This window comes from Streptococcus bouchesdurhonensis (assembly GCF_948472335.1).
Window position 1 is genome coordinate 199,131 of sequence record NZ_CAOKTW010000004.1, and the last position, 20,680, is coordinate 219,810.

Genomic DNA, 20,680 nt, shown 5'->3' on the forward strand with positions numbered 1-20,680 from the left:
CTAATTTACTTTCTATTCATTTGTATTTTTGTCATCGTTTTTATATTTATACTATATTATATATATAAAAAAATAGAAAACATACAATATAAATCTCCTAGAATTTTTATATTATATCCATTATATCTATTATTACACTGTTCTCTATATTGAATTTAGCACTTTATTCATTTTTATTAGATTATTTCCTTTTACAGTTAACAATTCCCTTTCTGCTTTTTTTTTGATATAATAACCTTAACTATCATTCTATATGGAGGTTCTATGCGTTTTAATCAATATAGTTATATCACTTTCCCAAAAGAAAATATCTTATCTGAACTAAAAAAATATGGCTTTGATTTACAAAATACAGCCAATCACAAAGACTCACTTGAAACCTTTTTACGTCGTTTCTTTTTCACTTATCAAGACACCAACTACCCACTTTCCATCCTAGCAGCTGATAAAAAAACAGACCTGCTGACATTTTTTCAATCAGAAGATGAACTGACAGCAGATATTTTTTATACTGTTGCTTTTCAACTTTTAGGCTTTTCTTATTTGGTTGACTTCGAAGACAGTGACGTTTTTCGTAAAGAAACTGGATTTCCTATTGTATACGGTGACTTGCTTGAAAATCTCTATCAGTTACTCAATACTCGCACCAAAAAAGGAAATACTCTTATCGACCAACTTGTTAGTGATGGTCTTATTGGAGGATAATGACTACCACTACTTTAACGGCAAGAGTTTGGCTACTTTTTCTAACCAGGATGTCATTCGTGAAGTCGTTTACGTGGAGTCTCGTGTCGATACTGACCAAAAAGGGCTATCAGACCTAGTAAAGGTTAGCATTATTCGCCCTCGTTTTGATGGAAAAATCCCTGCCATCATGACAGCCAGCCCTTATCATCAGGGAACCAATGACAAGGCTAGTGACAAGGCTCTCTACAAGATGGAGGGCGAGCTTGAGGTTAAGCTTCCTCACAAGATTGAGCTAGAGAAACCTCAACTAAATCTCGTCCAACCCCAAGGTAAAGCTGAGCTTATAGCAGAGGCTGAGGAAAAGCTAACTCACATCAACTCTAGCTATACACTAAACGACTACTTCCTTCCGAGAGGCTTTGCCAATCTCTATGTCTCAGGTGTTGGTACCAAAGACTCGACAGGTTTCATGACTAATGGAGACTACCAGCAAATCGAGGCTTATAAAAATGTCATCGATTGGCTTAACGGCCGTTGCCGTGCCTTTACTGATCACACGCGCCAGCGTCAAGTCAAGGCTGATTGGTCAAACGGAAAAGTTGCTACAACGGGACTTTCCTATCTAGGTACCATGTCCAATGGTCTTGCGACTACAGGAGTCGATGGTTTAGAAGTTATCATTGCCGAGGCAGGAATTTCATCATGGTACAACTACTACCGTGAAAACGGTCTGGTGACTAGCCCAGGTGGTTATCCAGGTGAGGACTTTGACTCCCTTGCTGAGTTAACCTATTCTCGTAATCTCTTAGCTGGCGACTATATCCGTGGCAATGAAGCTCACCAAGCTGACTTAGAAAAAGTGAAAGCTCAGCTAGACCGAAAAACTGGGGACTACAATCAGTTTTGGCATGACCGCAATTATCTGCTCAATGCCCATAAAGTAAAGGCAGAGGTTGTCTTTACTCATGGTTCTCAGGATTGGAATGTCAAACCACTTCATGTTTACCAGATGTTCCATGCTCTTCCTACTCATATACACAAGCATCTCTTTTTCCATAATGGTGCCCATGTTTACATGAACAATTGGCAATCAATTGACTTCCGTGAGTCCATAAATGCCTTATTAACCAAGAAATTACTAGGACAGGAAACAGACTTTCAACTTCCTACTGTTATCTGGCAGGACAATACAGCTCCACAGACTTGGTTATCACTTGATAACTTCGGTGGGCAAGAAAACTGTGAAACCTTCTCACTTGGTCAAGAAGAGCAAGCTATTCAAAACCAGTACTCAGATAAGGATTTTGAGCGCTATGGTAAGACCTACCAAACCTTCAATACAGAACTCTATCAAGGGAAAGCTAATCAGATTACTATTGACCTTCCTGTGACCAAGGACATTCATTTAAACGGTCGCGCTCAGCTCAATCTTCATATCAAATCCAGCACAAACAAGGGGCTTTTATCTGCTCAATTACTGGAACTTGGTCAAAAGAAATACTTACAGCCTTATCCAGCTGTTTTAAGTGCTAGAACCATTGACAACGGTCGCTATCATATGCTGGAAAATCTCTGTGAACTGCCATTTAGACCAGATGCACAACGAGTCGTGACAAAAGGTTACCTTAATTTACAAAATAGAAATGATTTACTGTTAGTAGAGGATATTACTGCAGATGAATGGATGGATGTGCAATTTGAACTGCAACCAACTATTTACAATCTAAAAGAAGGAGATACTCTTCGTTTAGTCCTCTATACGACTGACTTTGAAATCACCATCCGTGACAATACCGACTACTACTTGACTGTCGACCTCGCTCAGTCCACGCTTACCATACCTTGCTAAAAGGAGTTACATTATTATGAATAAATCAGAACACCGCCACCAACTCATACGCGCTCTTGTCGCAAAAAACAAGATTCATACACAGGCTGAATTGCAGTCCCTTCTTGCTGAGAACGACATTCAAGTGACCCAGGCAACCCTCTCACGCGACATCAAAAATATGAACCTATCAAAAGTCCGCGAAGAAGATAGCGCTTATTATGTTCTTAACAATGGTTCCATCTCAAAATGGGAAAAACGTCTCGAACTCTACATGGAAGACGCCCTTGTCTTGATGCGCCCAGTTCAACACCAAGTCCTACTAAAAACCCTTCCTGGACTGGCTCAATCCTTTGGTTCTATCATTGATGCTTTGAGCTTCCCTGACGCTATCGCTACCCTTTGTGGTGATGATGTCTGTCTTATCATCTGTGAAGATGCAGATGCTGCTCAAAAGTGCTTTGAAGAACTGAAAAAATTCGCCCCACCATTTTTCTTTGAAGAATAATAAATGACTACAACTAACAATTATGCTTCAAAAAACCTGGTAGAAAGTCTTTAACATCAGAAAACGCATAATATCAAGTGTTTAAAACCCTTGATATTATGCGTTTTGCTTTATCCTAGGAAGATTTATACTCTTCAAAAATCTCTTCAATCCGCATTAACATCGCCTTGCCGTAGGTATGGTTACTGACTTCGTCAGTTTCATCTACAACCTCAAAACAGTGTTTTGAGCAGCCTGCGGCTAGTTTGCTCTTTGATTTTCACTGAGTATTCCTTCATTTTCTCCTGCAATTGAATTCTTGCTCGGCTTTTTGTTTTCTATTTCTTTAAAATCAAAGTAGCTCTTTTATAATAACTCGATCAACAAACATCGTGGTACAAGTATCTACTTTGAAATTTATCAGCCACTTAACAACTGATACTGTATTCTAGGAAAACGATGACATTCTTCCTAATAAAACTTCTCATATATGACATAAATTTCTACTCTTTTTAATTTTAAATGAGTCTCAGTATGGCAATCACTTTAGAATTTAAGCCGCTTCTCCAGCTCGATTATTGATGAGCTCAATGGTTTGAACAATATTACGAAGTACTGGTAGTTGGTGTTGAAAGAGTAGTTGAACAGATCCATGAGATTTAAATGGCTCTTGCGTTAACACTTTCATCTCTAAGCAACCATTTTCTACAATGTAGTCTACAATCAATTTTACAAATGAAATCTGCCTGGCATTAAGGTTCTCATCCGACAAAAATTTAGAAAAAATACGATTGGCAGACTCTCTATCTAAGCCAATAATCTCACGAACCAATCTCGGAATTGCCTTATTTTCATAATGATGTTGGTAGTCTGCTTTACTACCTAATTTTTCCCAGAGCAATTTTTCAAGTGCAAGCATATCATCAGATGTCAACTTTTTATTATGGTATAGCTTAGAAATAGACTCTTCATCCAGATGAGTTTTCAAATAATGCTCAACTTTTTCATTGTAAGACCGAAGATCGTTGACCTGCAAAAATGCTGTGGTCTCGTGAACAGTGGAGAGTATACGATCTTCAAAGTTAACATAGTAGGGTTTACGGTCTGTTTTATCCAAAAACTGTAATAAATCTCGAATAGCAAGACGAATTTTTTCCAAATCAGACAAGCTAACTTCTTTCCAAAATTCAGGCTCCTGTACTTTCCTGATAATTTCAGCCTGCTCAAAAACCTGCGGGATATTGCCAATAGCAGAAAGAGCTCTAGCCGTCTTCATCACTTGGGAAATATGAACAGTAGAAGATTTAGCTGTCAGTTGCCCTAACTGAATATGAAGTAAGCACAAATCAAATCTCCTCGCCATCTCATCTTCTTTATCTTCATCAAATAAAAGCGGAGAGAGATTTTTTTGAATGGTTTCACTTGTAACAGCAGTTAGATTCTGCCAACTTTCTAATTTCCTATAGCTATAAACTGTATCTAAAACCATACGAACCCTGAAGTCCAACTCATTTAAGCTCTCTATACGACCTTGAAGTTCTGAAACAAGCTCCTGACGGTATGCTCTCGCAAACTGATCTTCTTGGTATTGGAGTCCCTGAAGTTCTCGAATCAAGTCCACTTTGATATTAAATAAACGCTGAGTCAAAGAAACAATGTGACGACCCTCTCCATCTCTTGGATCTGCACGAAAATAATCAAAATTGTCCCCATAATCAAATACCAAGAAGTTTTCCTTATCCTGCTCAGGTCCAAATAAATCTTTACATAGACGGGTTCCTCGACCAATCATCTGCCAAAACTTAGTTTTAGAGCGTACTTTCTTGAAGAAGACTAAATTCACAACCTCTGGTACATCAATACCTGTATCTAACATATCGACAGAAATCGCAATTTGAGGATACTTCTCCTTAATTTTAAAATCATCAATCAAGGTCTGATAATGCTTAATACTATAATCAATTACCTGAGCATAGTCGCTCCCTTTTTCAGGATAGCGGTTGTTAAAAATACCTCTGATATATTCCGCATGATCATGATTTTTAGCAAAAATAATAGTTTTACCAATTTCATCACCCGAGGCTGTCTGAATTCCTCTTGTCATGAGTTCATTTAAAACAATTTCTACTGTACTTTTATTGAAAATAAAGGAATTAAATACACTCCCATCAATATCTTTTTCACAGCTATCGTCTTCAAATTTGCTATCAAAATGTTCCTTTTCTTCTTCAGACAAATCATCATAATGTAGACCATCCGTAGGTAGTTTCAGTTTGGTTTCGATAGAATGATAGGCTACTAAATATCCGTCTTTAACAGCCTCTTCCAAATCATATGCATATGTTGGAACCCCATTCTCCAAATTAAAGAATCCATAGGTGTTTTTATCTAAATCTTGACGAGGAGTAGCTGTTAAGCCTACAATCCTTGCATCAAAATAATCAAAAATGGACTTGTATTTCTGATAAATAGAACGGTGAGATTCGTCAATTATGATAAGGTCAAAATGCCCAACAGTGAAAGGACGTTGATTTACTTCTTCTTGACCACTAATCGCTCCAATCATGGTCGGATAAGTTGAAAAGACCATGCGACTTGATTGAGCTCCTTCTTTATCTTCTAAGAAGTTACAAACGGAAAGATCTGGGAGTAATTTTCTAAACGAATCATAGGCTTGCTTAACCAAGGAAGTTCTATCGGCTAAGAAGAGAACGTTTTTTACCCAGTTATGACGTGATAAGATATCAACTAGAGAAACTGCTGTACGAGTTTTCCCAGCCCCAGTTGCCATAACCAAAAGTGCCTGTCTACGATGATTAGAGAAAGCTTCACAAACGCTTGCAATCGCATGTTTTTGGTAGTGACGCTCGGAAATATCGTCCCTAATTTTACTAGAAATATCCTCAAGTGGTTTTTGAAGATGACGTCTATCCATCACTAATTGCAATTCTTCTTGAGAGTAAAATCCTGCAATCTGGCGGCGGTTCGGACCATCAAGTATATAGTGCTTCAACCCATTTGTAATAAAGCAAATTGGCTGATAGCCGATATGTTTCTCCAAAGCTTCAGCATATTCTTTGACCTGTACTTCCCCTACTTCTGGATTGACAGAGGCTTTTTTAGCCTCCACAATCGCTAAAATTTTCCCATTTTTACCATAAAGTACATAGTCACAGTAACCAATTCCTGAACCGTGCTTGAGACCATCAACAGCTATCTCAACACGACAGTTTTCTTCAAATATCCATCCTGCTAGACGGAGATCGATATCAATAAAGAGTTTTCTTGTCTCTGCCTCAGATAATTGATCAATATGGAAAGGCACATCTTGCCGTTGCGCTGCAGTCTCACGTTTTTCAGTATAAGTCTCTTGAACTTCTACGGACTGAGCAGCCATCTGTTCATGAAAATCAGGCAGTTCTGGTAAACTGTCTTGTAACTTTATCATAGATTGTGGAGTTTCTCGGTATTTGATGTTTGCTGAAAGTGGTAAGCACTTCTCATCAAAATAACGCTCCACAAACTCATTGCTGTAACAATAATCGATAAAATTAACAAACTGATACAAATGATGCAAAGCTAAAATCGCTTCTCGTTCCTTAATTTCACCACCATGAGCAGCATGGTTTCCCCACCGAATCAACAGAACTATCTGCTTGTGGAGTTCAGAATCTACGATATCCCTAAAATCATCATCCCATACTAAAGAAGATAGAGTAGCACGATAGGGAGCTTCTAAATATGAATCGTGACTATATATCCAATGGACAGCCTGCTCTAAAGCACGACGCGCCATAAAGGCGGTAGCCACAGTTGATGTAGCAATCATATTCTCAGCTTCAATGCAAGGTTTTGAAAAAGATTCATATTCGTCATTTTTTAAAAGAAAGCTAAAATTTCCCATTTTTTTCTCACTTTAAACAAATAGTTTAGCTATATTATACTAAATTTCAAGCTATTTCTCCACACTTTTATAGCTATCTCACAAGCAAATTGTGATTTGTCGACCTGGACTACAAAGTCTGCGAACTCATTTTGGAGGGCTAGTGGGGGGAGGGGGATGGAAATATTTAATAAATCTGATTTAGTTAAACTAGGTATTGTTACAGCCTTATTTAACTTCTCAAAATTGTATAATTGACAAAAATAGAATAAATATTCTGAGTTTATTTTTTCTAAAACAGGCTCTAATCCAAATGCTGTATCTACATTCCAAAAATTTTCTCTAACTAAAATAGGTTTATTTATATTTCCTTTACGTCCAATAATAACTGAATTTTTCTTCACTATCCAATCTTTAGCATATCCCATAATTCCCCCACTTCCATAAATAGGAAATTTCCCATCAGCATCTTCAACCTGTTTTTGATTTTTACCATTTCTTATTGTTAGAATCTCGTTCCATTTGCTAACTTTCCATTCTTTTTCATTTAGAATAACATCCCCAAACATCTCGTTAAATCGGGATTTGCTTTTAAGAGATGAATTTTTGGTTGTTCTTGACATTATTTTGATTGACAAATGGCAGCCAGGGTTGTGCAATTCTTTGTTGCTCTCCCAAATTTGTATATGCTCGATAGGCATACCTTTATCAATATTTTTTAGTTAAATGTTCTTCTGAACTTTGTGTGAACCTTTTGTATACCGAGTTTGTCTCCTAACTTTCTTAAGCGAATCTCTACACCAGCAATTCCAAGCCTCTGACTTTTCCAACTAACGTTACAAAAAGAGCAGGGTGACTATCTTTTCTGTCGTTAAGACTTAAATGAATTTTCGTACGAGCGTCAAAATATACTGGTCTCTCCTTCTTTCCTTTACCAAAGACAACACACTCTCTGTTTTCAAAATATATCTGAACGATTCAACTGTACGAATCCCCTACACGCATATCCTGTCGATGCTAGTAGGTCTATTATTCTGATAATCTCTCAAATTTTCACAGTTATCGCGCATAATTTCCAAATGTTCATCAGTATAAGTTTCCTTCACATTTTGCTCAGTCTTAATTTTCTTTATCCGTCGAATGGGATTTTTAATGATATATTCCTCTTGCTCAAGCCAAGCAAAAAAAGAAGACAATATACGCCTAATATTGTCTAAATTCGCCTTACTACAATCCTTTTCAGACTGGTAATTTGCTAAATAACTCCTTAAATCATCTGTTGTGAGTTGTGTCACAGACTCCTTAATACCATTAAACAAGTTTTCAATCGTCCTCTGGTAATAACGAATTGTTTTTGAGCTACAGCCCTCTACCTGCTTGGCGGTAATAAATAGTTGCAACAGGTTATTATTCGAATACTTCTGCTGCTTTTTTCCGTCTACTAGATGATGTTCTAAACTCTCTCTCAACGCTAGTAATTGTTCATTATTTAAAAGAGGTAACATTTCTTGCATGATAATTGTAACTTTTGATTCCATAATTTCTCACTTTCTTATTCATCAATAAAAAGAGACAATATCAGTTTCTGCATTAAGAGATGAATATTGTCTGTTCATTTATTTTCTTGTGCTCATTCAAATCCAGCATACTAGGTTACTTTTTGACCTTTTCTCTAACAGAATGTTCAGAAACCCATTTGGAGTAGCTTGTCATTTTTTCATCAGTTAAAGCTTCTACTGCGATGGTTACACACATTTTTACTGCTTCTTCTACCGTTACAGAAAAACGATAGCCGTTTAATTGTAAAAATTTGACCAAAACGAAGAAAGCAGTTCTTTTATTAGCATTAGCAAAAACATGCTTCTTTATCAATTGGACAAATAGTATCGTTGCTTTATCAAAAATTGTTGGATAAAGAGACTTCCCAAAGACAAATTGTTCTGGTAAGTTCACAATCATATTTAAGGCAGAAGAACTAACTGTTTGAATTTTCTCATTTGGAGAATACCGTTGAATTGCTAAAGCATTTATTTTTTCAATTTGCTTTTCTGTCAGATAGATTGTCATTTTTCCGCAAAGCTTTGAAAACATCGTCGTATTCGTCAAATATTTTATCTAAATTTAAGTCAAAGGCATCATCAGATTTTTAAGATATACCTGCTGCCCCAATTCTTCAGGAGTAAAGATAATATCACCACTTGGTAACAATTTCGCTTCGTATTTAACACCACTTGGAATATTAAATTCACTTGGAATCGTAATGGTGATTGAATTTCCTTGTTTTCTTGTTTTTACTACCATCTGATTTCCTCCTTTGAAGTATTATAACAAATCATTACCGTAATTACAATGGCAGAATATCAGCCAAAATACTCCTGCATCAGAGATTTCTTCAAAGTTTCAAGTTCTTCCAGAGATTTTTGGATTGCCAATTGTGATTTGTCTCCTCTGGCTACAAAGTCTGCGAACTCATTTTGGAGGGCTAGAGGGGGAAAATCAGTTTGCATGATAATTTTTAATAGTTGACCGTTTAAATTAGGTTGAATTTCTCCTCGTCCAAGTTTTAATTCGCTATACCTTAGCATAATTGATGCCAAACTCTCTCTAAAAACTGGATTGTCTATTTTATTTGGAAATATAGGTAACATGCTTGGTTGCTAGTAGATTCAACTTTGAGGATTGCATAATTTCCTCTTGTTTGTCCTTGACCATAAATAGCAACAATATTGTATCAACTGGAAAAAGTTTAAGAGATGTATTTTCTAAAGCAAATTTTGTGATTTTTTCCTCATTTCCGTAATTTCTCTATTTATTACCTCAGTTTTTTTACCCAATTAATCGTTCCGCTATCCCAATATAATTTATTATCTCTTGATGGTGTACTTCCACTAGAAACTAAATTTTTCACCTATTTTATATTTAGGGAATAATGTAGTATAAAAATCCCCAAACATCTCGTTAAATCGGGATTTTACAAGTAGATTAAGCTCTTCAAGTTGTTCTTGTAAGTTAAAATCATATTTAACAAATCCAGAACTTGCAATTCTTTGTTGCTCTCCCAAATTTGTATATGGAACCATAATATTATCAAAATATTTTTTAGTTAAATGTTTCATTGTGGAAGATGAGTATGTTTTACAGCATCTTGAAAACCTTTTTCAACAACATATTTGAAATATGATTTATCTATCTCTATCTTATCAAAAACCACTTTAAAAATGTGCTGATTTAATTCTTCGGATAATCCACACCACTTGAAAAACCTTCGTAATTTAACACCACGAAATTAAATATCACCATCTTCAACAATATATTTTTGATCAATTGTACCCGAATAATAATTTATCTCTGTTGAAGTTTTAGTCAGATTCTGTATTCTGATAACTTTCCCTTCAGATGACCAATCTTGAGGTTTAAAAGCATAGCCATTGATAAAAGTAGCCACTTCCCCTAATTTCACTTTCTTCATGCAACCACCTCCTCGGAATATCGGAGATTTTACAAGGTTTGAAAGTTCTTCTAAGTTGTTTACTTTAATAATAATTTCATTATCTAACTTTTCTAATATTCCAATAATTTTATCTTGTTCTAAAATACTCCTCATTGGAATCTGGGCATCTGATAAATTATTTAGTTTAATATACTTTATAACTCCTCCAATTGATTGGTATCGTAAAACTTCTATATACTTATCAAGAAAGTAGTATAGATATTTCATTATTTACATTAGAATTACTAGTCAAAATATAGGTTCTCTGATAAGCATTAAATTTTCCTTTATAATACTTAACATTTAAATCCCCATTTCCAGCTACTAAAACTACCTCACCGTCATAAGCGTATTCGTTAATCCTTGAAATTTCTTTAGCTGTTGTAAAAAAAGGATACTTACCTCCGAAAACTGCCGCATTAGCATCCAATTTACCAGTTTGAATAGAAACTTCCATTTTCCCTATTTTCACTTTCTTCATAGAATAACATCCCCAAACATCTCGTTAAATCGGGATTTGACGAGCAAGTTTAGTTCATCTAACTGCAATTTTCTTTTAGTAATAAGCCTTTTAATCGTATTAAGAATACAGATAATGTTCTCTTGTTCCTCGATACCTAGCAATTCTAATTGTAAATTAAGTAATATATTCTTGTTTAAATGAGGAATTGTTGCACCTGTTGAATGATCTCGTAAATACTGCGATTTACTTTCCAAAAAGACTCCCAAGTAATCTGATATAATTTTTTCTTTGTATCGCTCATTCTTTTTTAAGACCGTAATTGTACTACCAACAGCTCCCGATAACCCACAACCAATTGTTCCTGCATTAGCACCATCCCATGCTATCAGAATATCATCTGGGAGTGCTTCAGTCATATTTAAACTTTCAGTGAATTTTAAATTATTATTATTTCTTAAATCATCTATTTGAATATAACGTTGGCTTAGAGTTGTTTGTTCAGCAAGTACAGTGGCTTTCTTTCCTTTTTTTAGAGATAAGATTTCCCCCAACTTCACTTTTTTCATACAGCCACCTCCCTACTTGAGTAATTTTTCCAATTCAGCCAAGCCAGCTTGAATTTCTTTTTCTAAATCATTGATTTTCTTTAAGATGACTTCTGTTGGTTCATACTCAACTTTTTCATACTCAATCTCTTTATATTTATTGATAGACAAATCATAATCATTTTCCTTTATCTCAGCAACTGGAACAAAGAAAGATTGATCCGTTCTCTGACGTTCTGCTTCTTTTTCAAGATGATGAAAGCGTTCGATAATATCTGGAATATCATTGTCGCTAATCGGTTGTCGCTTATCATCCAAACTTAAGCCATCCGCTTTCATATCGTAAAACCAGACCTTGTCAGTACCACCATTGCCAGTTTTTGTAAAGATGAGAATGGCAGTTGAAACTCCATAAGGCTTGAAAACACCACTAGGCATTGAGATTACAGCATCAAGCTTATGGTTCTCTACAATTTCCTGACGAATTCCTTTATGAGCTTTAGACGAACCAAAAAGGACACCATCAGGTACGATAACTGCTGCTCGTCCACCTGGTTTTAAAGTTCGCAAGAAAAGAGAAAGAAAGAGTAATTCTGTTTTTTTGGTTTTTACGGTTGCAAGAAGGTCATTAGAGGTTGAATTGTAGTCAAGTGAGCCCTTAAAAGGAGGATTTGCTAAAACCAAAGTATATTTATCGGCTTCTTCATTATCTTGAGACAGCGAGTCAAGGTAACTGATTTGTGGATTTTCTACTCCATGTAGCATCATGTTCATCGCCCCAAGTCTCAACATAGTCGTATCCGTATCATTTCCATGAAACATCTGATTATGAAAATGATTGATATTATCTGTATTGGTTTCCCATTCATCTTTCTTACGCTTTAAGTAACGGCTAGCAGATACTAAGAAGCCAGCAGAACCCATAGCAGGATCTGAGATAATATCTTTGATGGTCGGTTGCATCAACTCAACCATCATATCGATGATGTGACGAGGTGTACGGAACTGTCCATTTTTACCTGCGGTCGACAATTTTGATAACAGATATTCATAGATATCTCCGATATCAGTAATACTTTGTTTGTCATTATCAAAATCTACATCTAATCCCCTAGTTGGAAAAACATCTAAGATAGAAATTGCCTTTTGAAGCGTAGCAGGTTTATTTATTTGAAAAATAGCTTCTCGCATATATCGTGAAAAGGCTGTATCATCTGTATCTCCCTTGAGATTTTTAATAAACGGAAAAATCTCCTGAGTCATTAAACGATAAACTTCCTGAGCATCTCCTATATTTTTAAAAGTTGACCAACGGTATTCAGGTTTATCTTTTGGAAAAACTCCCTCATAAGGAATCCCTAGAAATTCAGCATCACTTTCACGTCCAAGCTCGACACTATCCAAATCTTTCATAAATAAGAGATAAGTCAACTGTTCAATATTTGTTAAAGGATTTGCGTTTCCTTCTGTCCAAAGAATTTCCCACAGCTGATCGATTTTATTTTTTAATTCGCCTGTAATCATATCTTCCCTTTTCTTTAGTTTTTAAAACTTAGTAATATCATTATTTTATCAGATTTCAAACAAAGCTTCAATTAACTATATCTATGCGTCACCTGAATATTTTATACTCTTCGAAAATCTCTTCAAACCACGTCAGCTTCACCTTGCCGTAGGTATATGATACTGACTCTGTCAGTTCTATCCACAACCTCAAAACCATGTTTTGAGCTGACTCTGTCAGTTCTATCCACAACCTCAAAACCATGTTTTGAGCTGACTCTGTCAGTTCTATCCACAACCTCAAAACCATGTTTTGAGCTGACTTCGTCAGTCTTATCTACAACCTCAAAACAGTATTTTGAGCAACCTGCGGCTAGCTTCCTAGTTTGCTCTTTGATTTTCATTGAGTATTAATAGACTTGTTTGGTATCTTGAAAACTATATCATATAGGTGTCGTCATGAATCCTTTTAGCTGATTTAAGGATACAAAAACATAATACTATGACTCAATTGAAATATTAAAATTCAATTTCTGACCACCTAATCCTGCTTCAAATAGTTATCGAACAAGTTTTATGATAGCTACCTTGTTAGGATGCTCTTATTTTTTATCAGACAAAACAAAAGGATTAAGGGAGTGAATTTCCTTAATCCGATAGTCTCTTAAGCCTGACGTTGTCCGAAATCAGCAATCATCTGATCCATTTCTTGTCGACTCGGAGTTGTCAGCATATAAAGGTAATCCCCTTGAAGTTCCGCAAAGGCAGCTGGCATGATTTTTTTAACCTTGAACTGCTGACTGTATTTGGCAAGCAAATCCTCTTCTGAATAAACATAGTGGGCATTTGCACGGCGAGAAGTAGCCAAACAATACTGCGGTTCAAAGTCTGACACTGGAAACTCTTCTCCTGCGACAATGGCTGCATAGCCACGATAAAGGTCCAAGGAATGAGCAAAGTTATAAACATCAATGGTAAAACCACCTGCAGGACGGTTATTGTACTCAATGGCAATGTAGTCGTCCCCTTCACGGAAGAACTCAATATGGAAGAACCGTTCTTTCATACCAAATTCTTTGACAATCGCTTCTCCATACTTGCGTAGTTTGGGAACCATATCCTTGAGCACATAGTAGGAATTGTCCATCTTATAAATCATGAGATCAAGCGGTGTATAGGCGTAGTCAAAGGTTGTTGAGAAAACAATCTTTCCATCCTTGTCCACGAGCCCGTCAAAGGTACAGATTTCGCTGGAAGTGACAAATTTTTCAAAGAAATAAAGGGTTGAATGGTCCCATTCTTGCTTGAAGTGATTGATATCGTCTTCTGTCTCAAGTTTAAAGGTGGCGGCCGCTCCCACTCCATTGTCAGGTTTGGCAATCATTGGAAGACCGATTTCTTTCACTGCTTGATCAACATCTGCTTCCGTCTTAATAACAGCTCCAGGTACCACAGGAACACCTACTTTTTTGAAAAGTTTCTTCATTTCAGACTTATATTTCGTCTTTTTGAGATCCTCTGGTTTGGCACCAAAAACATTGAATTGTTCTCTGAGTGTTGCGTCTAGCTCAAGCCAGTATTCATTGTGAGACTCGATGCGGTCAATTGGACCATGTTTATAAAAGAGAAAAGCAACTGCACGTTTGACTTCGTCTATGTTCTCAAGGTTATCTACACGGAAATACTCGGTCAGGCTATTGCGTAAAGGTTCGTCCAATTGCTCGTATGGTTCTTGGCCAATTCCCAAGACTGTGATGCCTTTATTAGCTAGTTCAATGGTAAACTGTTGAAAATTTTGTGGATAGTAGGGAGAAATAACAAGGTAATTCATAGGTAACTCCTTTTATAAATAGAGATTCCCGAGGAAATAAGGCATTTGTTTGCGCCACCATTCCCAGTCGTGGGCGACATCGTGTCCCCATTCAGCAAACCAGGCTGGAATTTGTTTCTGGTCAAAGGATTCTTTGAGCTTGTAGAAAGATGGTAGACCATCTTGTTCCCAGGCACCAAGACCCGTACACAACACAATCTCTGCCTGACGGTAACGGTCAATAAACCAGCCGTCGTTCTGGTTCCAGATATAATCTACTGGCGAGTTTTGGTAAATAGCATCGTCATTGTAATAATCGCCGACAAAGAAACGTGCATCGTAAACACCACTGAGAGCAATCACTTTGGTAAAGACATCTGGATGCTGGAGGAAGAAATTGAGTGCATGATAGGCTCCCATAGAGCAACCTGTCGTCATCATGCCATCAAACCAACCTGTCTTGTGCTTGATAAAAGGAATAGCCTCCTCAATCACATAACGTTCGTAGGCACGGTGCATTTCCGCTTGATCATGAGCATTTTTCCAAGTAGCCAACCAGCTCTCACTGTCTACACTGGATAGGGTAAAGAACTGGACACGGCCTTCCTCGATAAAAGAGGCACAGGCATCAATCATGCCAAAATCATAGTATTCATTGTGACTGCCACCTGATGAAGCAAAGACCACAACTGGAATTCCAGCATATCCATAACGATTGAGGTACATTTCACGGTTAAGGTGACCACTCCAGTGGCTAAGGTTTTCAATATGCATTGGCTTTCTCCTTTTCTAACTTACCATTTCTCTGCAAAAAATCTCAGACAGTCTGGTAAATTCTCCGACCAAGGGATTTCACTATGGATGGCACCAGACTGAACTTTTAAGACCAGATTATCTAAGTGTACCCCACCTGCTATCAAATCATGGTAATACCGAAGCGACGAGTCGATATAGGCTTGTTTGATATTGCCAGCCATCAAGGTCTTGTCTGTATCATCCGCTTCTTCCGTTCCCACATAGATGAAGATGCGCTGGTCAGGCGATAGTTGCTGACGCTCGATATAGCGGTTAAAGGCTTCTTGGTGGAGCCAGTTGGCAGATGAAAAGACGCCCAAGCAACCAATTTGGTCTTGGTATTCCAAACCGATAAACTGGGTAATATTGCCTCCTAGTGAGGAACCAATCATAGCCGTATGCTGGCGGTCTGCTTTTGTACGATAGGTCTCATCGATAAAAGGCTTGACCACCTCCATGACAAACTCAGCATACTCCACACCCTTACCACCAAACTGCTGCCCTGGGATGGGAGATTCTTGGAACTTCCAAGCCGCATACTCATTCATCCGCCCCATACCATCATTGTCAATAGCAACGACAATCATGCGACTGATATCGGGATTTCGTTTGATAGCTGGGATAATCTTCCATGAATGACCAATGAAAGACTCCTTGCTATAAAAAACATTTTGCCCGTCATGAAAGTAAACAACAGGATAGGAACGATTCGTGTCTTTCTCATAATCTTTAGGCAGAAGAACACGCACACGGCGCTCCTTACCTGTATAAGGAACCTTGAGTTTGTGTTCTTTCATTTTTAGATAAAAATAGGATTGATTCATTGTCAGAAAACTCTCTATATTCAAAATTTTATCTCATTATATCATAAAAATAGAAAAAAAGTTAGTTTTTTACCTATTTTTTAGAGAAAAAACTAACTTTATTTCCTGATTTTCGCTATTCTTTTGCGTTTTCTGATTAGAGCAGATTGTCAATCAAGTCATCGACTTCATCTTTTTCGGCTTGAGGTGTGATTTCAGTGATCATGATTCCAGCCACTGCTCGCTCAACCAAGCCTTCAACATCCATACGCGCTTCGTACTGCTCCGCATTCTTAATTTTAGGATTTGTTTTTGGACGATCTGGTGCAAAAATGGTACAACAGTCTTCAAACGGTTGGATTGAAATGTCAAAGGTATCGATTTCCTGGGCGATGTCAATGATTTCCAACTTGTCCATGGTAACCACAGGACGAATGATGGGAGTGTTGGTAACAGCATTGATAGCCTTCATACTTTCAAGGGTTTGGCTGGCTACTTGACCTAGACTTTCCCCATTGATGATAACCAAACCATTTCGTACCTCACGAATACGGTCAGTAATCCGCATCATAAAGCGACGAGTTAGAGTCATCAAATAAGCTTCTGGCGCTTTGGCTTTGATTTCCTCTTGAATCTCTGTGAAAGGCACCTCGATAAACTGGATATTTCCGCCAAACTTGGTCAATTTACGGGTCAAGTCCTGCACTTTCTTGAGGGCACCAGGACTAGTATATGGTGGACTGGCAAAGTGAACAGCCTCAATATCCACTCCACGTTTCAAAGCTAGATAACCAGCTACAGGTGAATCAATCCCTCCTGACAGCATGAGCATGCCCTTACCTGAAGTTCCAACTGGCAAACCACCAGCCCCACGAATAGTTTCATAAGAAAGGTAGGCTGCCTCTTCTCGAATCTCCACTTGGAGATTGATGTCAGGACTTTTCATTTGAGCTTGCACATTTGGAATGGCTTCAAAAATAGCTCCTCCAAGCGTTTGGTTGAGTTCACGACTGTCGAGTTCAAAGTTGTGGTCGCTACGCTTGCTAGAAATCTTAAAGGTCATGCCTTCCTTGTAGATGTCCTGCATAATCTCTTGCACAGAAGACTTCAGAACTTCTACAGATTTTTCAACCTTATATACTGGAGAAAAATTTTGAATCCCGAAGACTTGCTTGAGTGATTCTGCTACTGCTGTGTAATCAGCTCCATTGAGGTAAGCATGGGCACGGTCACGATCTGCTGTTACCTTAACTTGGGGATAGATAGACAAAACGTCTGAAATATTATTACGAAGTTTATTGATGAAACGCATACGGTTTTTGCCCTTGGTTGACAGCTCACCGTAGCGAATCATAATTTCTGAATATTGCATGAATGCTCCTATCTTACTTTTCTAGTTTGATTGTAAATCAATTTTAACTTGGTCAAAAACTGCTCGACCTGACTCATATCATTTTCAAGGTCTAGACTAAGACGCACAGCTGAATGGGCCTTATCTTTATCCACTCCCATGGCAATCAAGGTGCCTGCAGGTTTTCCTGCCTTGGACGAACAAGCCGAGGTCGTTGAGATAAAAATATCATAGTCTTCAAAGGCGTGAACAATGACTTCTCCACGAACACCCTTGATTCCAAAAGTCAGGATATGAGGGGCAAAGTCTTCCTCATCTGAAAAGACAAATATATCCGAATAGTCCAGAAGTGCTTGACGAATCACTGCCTTCATCTGGCCAGTCTTGCTAGTGAAGATATCTAGCTTTTCCATAGACAAACGGAGAGCCTTGGCTGTCGCAGCAATCCCTGCCACATTTTCAGTTGTCGAACGGTAATCACGTTCCTGACCACCACCTGTCAACAGAGGCGTAATTTTCTTACCAGACTTGATATAGACAAAACCAACACCACGAACTCCGTGGAACTTGTGACCAGAGAAAGTCGCGAAATCCACTCGTTCTGTCAGATACTTTTCAGTCGGAATCTTGGCAAGCGCCTGAACCGCATCAACGTGGAAGGAAATAGTCGGCTTGTCTGCCAATAGTTTTGAAATAGCCTCAATAGGCTGAATAGAGCCAATTTCATTGTTAACTGCCATGATGGAAACAAGGGTCGTATCCGGTCGTATCAAATCTGCTAACGCTTCAACATCCACAAATCCTTTGTTATCAACTGGAGCAAAATCCACTTCAAAACCTTGACTTTTCAACCAGAGGGCTGACTCTTTGACTGCCGGATGTTCAATGGATGATACGATGATGTGCTTGCCAAACTGGGCTTTTTCAAAGGCCACACCCTTGATAACCCAGTTATCACCTTCTGTCCCACCAGAAGTAAAGAAGATTTCATCACTTTTCTTGCCAATCAAATCTGCAATTTGCTGACGGGAAGCATCTAAAATTCGTGTTGCTTGGTCTCCCAAACGATGGAGACTAGATGGATTTCCTAAAATTTTTGAAGCCACCTGTATATAGGTTTCAAGGGCTTCAGGATAGGGCTTGGTCGTCGCCGAATTATCAAAGTAAATCATGTTTTCTCACGCTTTCTAAAATCACTCCTTCTATTGTATCATGAAACGGAGCCTGCGACAAGAAAGGGCAATTCCTCTTTTTTTAAGATTTTTTTAAAGAAATGCGGTATAATAAATTTTAATCAAAGGAGAGAATGTATGTCTAATTATCGTAGAACTTCAAAACCAAAAACAGAACACATCAAAAAAGGCTTTACAGTCTTTCAAAAAACCGTTGCTACAATCGCTAGTATCCTTGGCTTGATTACCGCAAGTATCACGATTATGAACGCCTTGGATAATAACAAAAATACTAAAAAGGAACCTACAACAAGCCAGACGACAACAATTGTCAAAGAAATTCAAAAGGAATCCCCTCAGGAAAATACTAGTCCCAATAAGGAAAATAAGACTTCTCAAGAAAAAACACAACAAGAAGAAACGCCAAAATCCAGCGTCAAGGAAGAGAAAAAAGAAGAGCAGAAAGCAGCAACTCAGGATTCTTCTACTTCTACTCCAAGTAAACCTGCCACTGGAAATGAAAAACAGTCCAATAATACACCAACTTCGGAAAATAAAACTCAATGAAAATCAAAGAACAAACTAGGAAGCTGCCGTAGGCTGCTCAAAACACTGTTTTGAGGTTGTAGATAAGACTGACGAAGTCAGTCACATATATACGGCAAGGCAAAGCTGACGTGGTTTGAAGAGATTTTCGAAGAGTATAAAAGTAATCAATAGCCAGTAAAATAGCTCCTTCCAACCTTGGAAAGAAGCTATTTTTTATTGCTGCAATACTTTTCTTGGCTTGGTACCTTCAGCTGGACCGATGACACCTGCCATCTCAAGCTCTTCCATGAGACGGGTCGCACGGTTAAATCCAACTGACAAACGACGCTGAATCATAGATGCACTGGCTTTCTGAGTTTCGATTACCAAAGCCTTGGCTTCTTCAAAGAGCGGGTCACCACCAGATTCACCATCTGAAAATTCACCGTCGTTTTCAGAAACCTCACCTGGTTCAAAACTATCATCGTAGTCCGCATCTGCCTGAGCCTTGATGAAGTTCACAATGCGCTCAACATCGTCATCCGAGATAAAGGAGCCTTGGAGACGAACTGGATGATTTTCATCAATCGGTTTAAAGAGCATGTCTCCTCGACCAAGAAGTTTTTCTGCTCCATTTTCATCCAAAATCGTACGGGAGTCTGTTCCTGATGAAACCGCAAATGCTACACGAGATGGGACATTAGCCTTGATCAGACCAGAGATGACATCAACGGATGGACGCTGGGTTGCAAGAATCATGTGGATACCTGCAGCCCGCGCCTTCTGTCCAAGACGGATAATAGCATCTTCCACTTCCTTGCTTGCTACCATCATAAGGTCAGCCAACTCATCCACAATCACAACAATAAGTGGTAGTGGAATCTGCTTGTACTCAGACTGAGCATTAAACTCTTCTACCTTGGCATTAAAGCCTGCAATGTTACGAACTCCCACCTTGGCAAAGAGTTCATAACGATTTTCCATCTCATCCACAACCTTTTGCAGGGCCTTGCTGGCCTTGCGTGGATTGGTCACAACTGGAATCAAGAGGTGAGGAATGTCATTGTAAACAGACAACTCAACCATCTTGGGATCCACCATCATAAACTTGACCTGGTCGGGTCTTGCTTTCATCAGAATGCTAGCAATGATGCCATTAACAGCTACTGACTTCCCTGAACCTGTTGAACCTGCGACGAGCAAGTGGGGCATTTTGGAAAGGTCAAAAGCTCTTGCGGTGCCATTAACCGCCTTTCCTAGAGGAATTTCCAAGAGATTTTCTGCTTTCGTTTGAGATTGTTCCCATAGTTCGCGGAAGGATACAGTCGCAATCTC

Annotated in this window: 16 protein-coding genes and 5 pseudogenes; 4 read left to right on the plus strand and 17 right to left on the minus strand. The window is 38.2% G+C overall.

Going from position 1 to position 20,680, the window contains the following annotated elements; all coding sequences use genetic code 11:
• Positions 1-264: 264 nt before the first annotated feature.
• The 3 genes from QMQ21_RS08550 to QMQ21_RS08560 are packed head-to-tail and all read left to right on the plus strand — an operon-like array spanning position 265 to position 3,023.
• Positions 265-705, plus strand: coding sequence for a hypothetical protein (locus tag QMQ21_RS08550; RefSeq protein WP_261814262.1), 441 nt, complete (start codon positions 265-267; stop codon positions 703-705).
• Entirely contained in the window at positions 605-2,536 is a 1,932-nt protein-coding gene (locus QMQ21_RS08555; RefSeq protein ID WP_345774405.1) for a Xaa-Pro dipeptidyl-peptidase, read from the plus strand. Before QMQ21_RS08550 ends, QMQ21_RS08555 begins: the two co-directional genes overlap by 101 nt.
• 16 nt (positions 2,537-2,552) lie before the next feature.
• The gene (locus tag QMQ21_RS08560; protein WP_023934390.1) at positions 2,553-3,023 is read left to right on the plus strand and encodes an arginine repressor; all 471 of its coding nucleotides are present in this window, start codon (positions 2,553-2,555) and stop codon (positions 3,021-3,023) included.
• Positions 3,024-3,555: 532 nt separating this feature from the next.
• Here the strand turns inward: QMQ21_RS08560 and QMQ21_RS08565 are convergent.
• The 16 genes and pseudogenes from QMQ21_RS08565 to QMQ21_RS08640 form a co-directional block, all read right to left on the minus strand.
• The gene (locus tag QMQ21_RS08565) at positions 3,556-6,906 is read right to left on the minus strand and encodes a DEAD/DEAH box helicase family protein (protein ID WP_284525285.1); all 3,351 of its coding nucleotides are present in this window, start codon (positions 6,904-6,906) and stop codon (positions 3,556-3,558) included.
• A gap of 29 nt (positions 6,907-6,935) precedes the next feature.
• Positions 6,936-7,508: a restriction endonuclease subunit S gene (locus QMQ21_RS08570; protein WP_284525286.1), complete on the minus strand. Its 573-nt coding sequence runs from the start codon at positions 7,506-7,508 to the stop codon at positions 6,936-6,938.
• Positions 7,477-8,423 (minus strand): annotated as a pseudogene (locus QMQ21_RS08575) (tyrosine-type recombinase/integrase). Before QMQ21_RS08575 ends, QMQ21_RS08570 begins: the two are co-directional and overlap by 32 nt.
• A gap of 115 nt (positions 8,424-8,538) precedes the next feature.
• Positions 8,539-8,952, minus strand: coding sequence for a type II toxin-antitoxin system death-on-curing family toxin (locus QMQ21_RS08580; RefSeq protein WP_000158366.1), 414 nt, complete (start codon positions 8,950-8,952; stop codon positions 8,539-8,541).
• Positions 8,921-9,186: pseudogene (locus QMQ21_RS08585) on the minus strand (AbrB/MazE/SpoVT family DNA-binding domain-containing protein). Before QMQ21_RS08585 ends, QMQ21_RS08580 begins: the two are co-directional and overlap by 32 nt.
• Before the next feature lie 59 nt (positions 9,187-9,245).
• Positions 9,246-10,354 (minus strand): annotated as a pseudogene (locus QMQ21_RS08590) (restriction endonuclease subunit S).
• Positions 10,355-10,456: 102 nt separating this feature from the next.
• Positions 10,457-10,603: pseudogene (locus tag QMQ21_RS08595) on the minus strand (restriction endonuclease subunit S); the annotation flags it as partial.
• Positions 10,578-10,856, minus strand: coding sequence for a restriction endonuclease subunit S domain-containing protein (locus QMQ21_RS08600; RefSeq protein ID WP_261814272.1), 279 nt, complete (start codon positions 10,854-10,856; stop codon positions 10,578-10,580). The pseudogene QMQ21_RS08595 and the gene QMQ21_RS08600, both read right to left, overlap by 26 nt.
• 8 nt (positions 10,857-10,864) lie before the next feature.
• Positions 10,865-11,404, minus strand: a pseudogene (locus QMQ21_RS08605) (restriction endonuclease subunit S); the annotation flags it as partial.
• 12 nt (positions 11,405-11,416) lie between these two features.
• Positions 11,417-12,907 carry a type I restriction-modification system subunit M gene (locus QMQ21_RS08610; protein ID WP_261814274.1) on the minus strand — a complete coding sequence of 497 codons (1,491 nt, stop codon included), beginning with the start codon at positions 12,905-12,907 and terminating at the stop codon, positions 11,417-11,419.
• 122 nt (positions 12,908-13,029) lie between these two features.
• The gene (locus tag QMQ21_RS08615) at positions 13,030-13,290 is read right to left on the minus strand and encodes a hypothetical protein (RefSeq protein ID WP_023936150.1); all 261 of its coding nucleotides are present in this window, start codon (positions 13,288-13,290) and stop codon (positions 13,030-13,032) included.
• A 260-nt stretch (positions 13,291-13,550) separates the two neighbouring features.
• Positions 13,551-14,717: an ATP-grasp domain-containing protein gene (locus QMQ21_RS08620; RefSeq protein WP_031233571.1), complete on the minus strand. Its 1,167-nt coding sequence runs from the start codon at positions 14,715-14,717 to the stop codon at positions 13,551-13,553.
• Positions 14,718-14,729: 12 nt separating this feature from the next.
• A complete protein-coding gene (locus QMQ21_RS08625; RefSeq protein WP_023936152.1) occupies positions 14,730-15,470 on the minus strand; it encodes an esterase family protein in 741 nt (246 codons plus the stop codon).
• Positions 15,471-15,490: 20 nt separating this feature from the next.
• Positions 15,491-16,315 carry an alpha/beta hydrolase gene (locus tag QMQ21_RS08630; protein ID WP_031233572.1) on the minus strand — a complete coding sequence of 275 codons (825 nt, stop codon included), beginning with the start codon at positions 16,313-16,315 and terminating at the stop codon, positions 15,491-15,493.
• A 136-nt stretch (positions 16,316-16,451) separates the two neighbouring features.
• A complete protein-coding gene (thiI, locus tag QMQ21_RS08635; protein ID WP_023936155.1) occupies positions 16,452-17,666 on the minus strand; it encodes a tRNA uracil 4-sulfurtransferase ThiI in 1,215 nt (404 codons plus the stop codon).
• A gap of 8 nt (positions 17,667-17,674) precedes the next feature.
• A complete protein-coding gene (locus tag QMQ21_RS08640) occupies positions 17,675-18,817 on the minus strand; it encodes a cysteine desulfurase family protein (protein WP_000638900.1) in 1,143 nt (380 codons plus the stop codon).
• Between the two features lie 138 nt (positions 18,818-18,955).
• Here QMQ21_RS08640 and QMQ21_RS08645 point away from each other — a divergent pair, with 138 nt between their 5' ends.
• Entirely contained in the window at positions 18,956-19,384 is a 429-nt protein-coding gene (locus QMQ21_RS08645) for a DUF6556 family protein (protein WP_023936156.1), read from the plus strand.
• Between the two features lie 195 nt (positions 19,385-19,579).
• Here the strand turns inward: QMQ21_RS08645 and QMQ21_RS08650 are convergent, their stop codons facing one another.
• Positions 19,580-20,617, minus strand: coding sequence for a DNA translocase FtsK (locus tag QMQ21_RS08650; RefSeq protein WP_284525287.1), 1,038 nt, complete (start codon positions 20,615-20,617; stop codon positions 19,580-19,582).
• Positions 20,618-20,680 lie beyond the last annotated feature (63 nt).

Coding starts and splice junctions, on each gene's coding strand:
- QMQ21_RS08570 (WP_284525286.1), bottom strand. CDS start 7,508: ATGTCAAGAACAACCAAAAATTCATCTCTTAAAAGCAAATCCCGATTT.
- thiI (WP_023936155.1), bottom strand. CDS start 17,666: ATGCAATATTCAGAAATTATGATTCGCTACGGTGAGCTGTCAACCAAG.
- QMQ21_RS08645 (WP_023936156.1), top strand. CDS start 18,956: ATGTCTAATTATCGTAGAACTTCAAAACCAAAAACAGAACACATCAAA.
- QMQ21_RS08615 (WP_023936150.1), bottom strand. CDS start 13,290: ATGAAAATCAAAGAGCAAACTAGGAAGCTAGCCGCAGGTTGCTCAAAA.
- QMQ21_RS08620 (WP_031233571.1), bottom strand. CDS start 14,717: ATGAATTACCTTGTTATTTCTCCCTACTATCCACAAAATTTTCAACAG.
- QMQ21_RS08565 (WP_284525285.1), bottom strand. CDS start 6,906: ATGGGAAATTTTAGCTTTCTTTTAAAAAATGACGAATATGAATCTTTT.
- QMQ21_RS08625 (WP_023936152.1), bottom strand. CDS start 15,470: ATGCATATTGAAAACCTTAGCCACTGGAGTGGTCACCTTAACCGTGAA.
- QMQ21_RS08610 (WP_261814274.1), bottom strand. CDS start 12,907: ATGATTACAGGCGAATTAAAAAATAAAATCGATCAGCTGTGGGAAATT.
- QMQ21_RS08550 (WP_261814262.1), top strand. CDS start 265: ATGCGTTTTAATCAATATAGTTATATCACTTTCCCAAAAGAAAATATC.
- QMQ21_RS08630 (WP_031233572.1), bottom strand. CDS start 16,315: ATGAATCAATCCTATTTTTATCTAAAAATGAAAGAACACAAACTCAAG.
- QMQ21_RS08600 (WP_261814272.1), bottom strand. CDS start 10,856: ATGAAGAAAGTGAAAATAGGGAAAATGGAAGTTTCTATTCAAACTGGT.
- QMQ21_RS08580 (WP_000158366.1), bottom strand. CDS start 8,952: ATGACAATCTATCTGACAGAAAAGCAAATTGAAAAAATAAATGCTTTA.
- QMQ21_RS08560 (WP_023934390.1), top strand. CDS start 2,553: ATGAATAAATCAGAACACCGCCACCAACTCATACGCGCTCTTGTCGCA.
- QMQ21_RS08640 (WP_000638900.1), bottom strand. CDS start 18,817: ATGATTTACTTTGATAATTCGGCGACGACCAAGCCCTATCCTGAAGCC.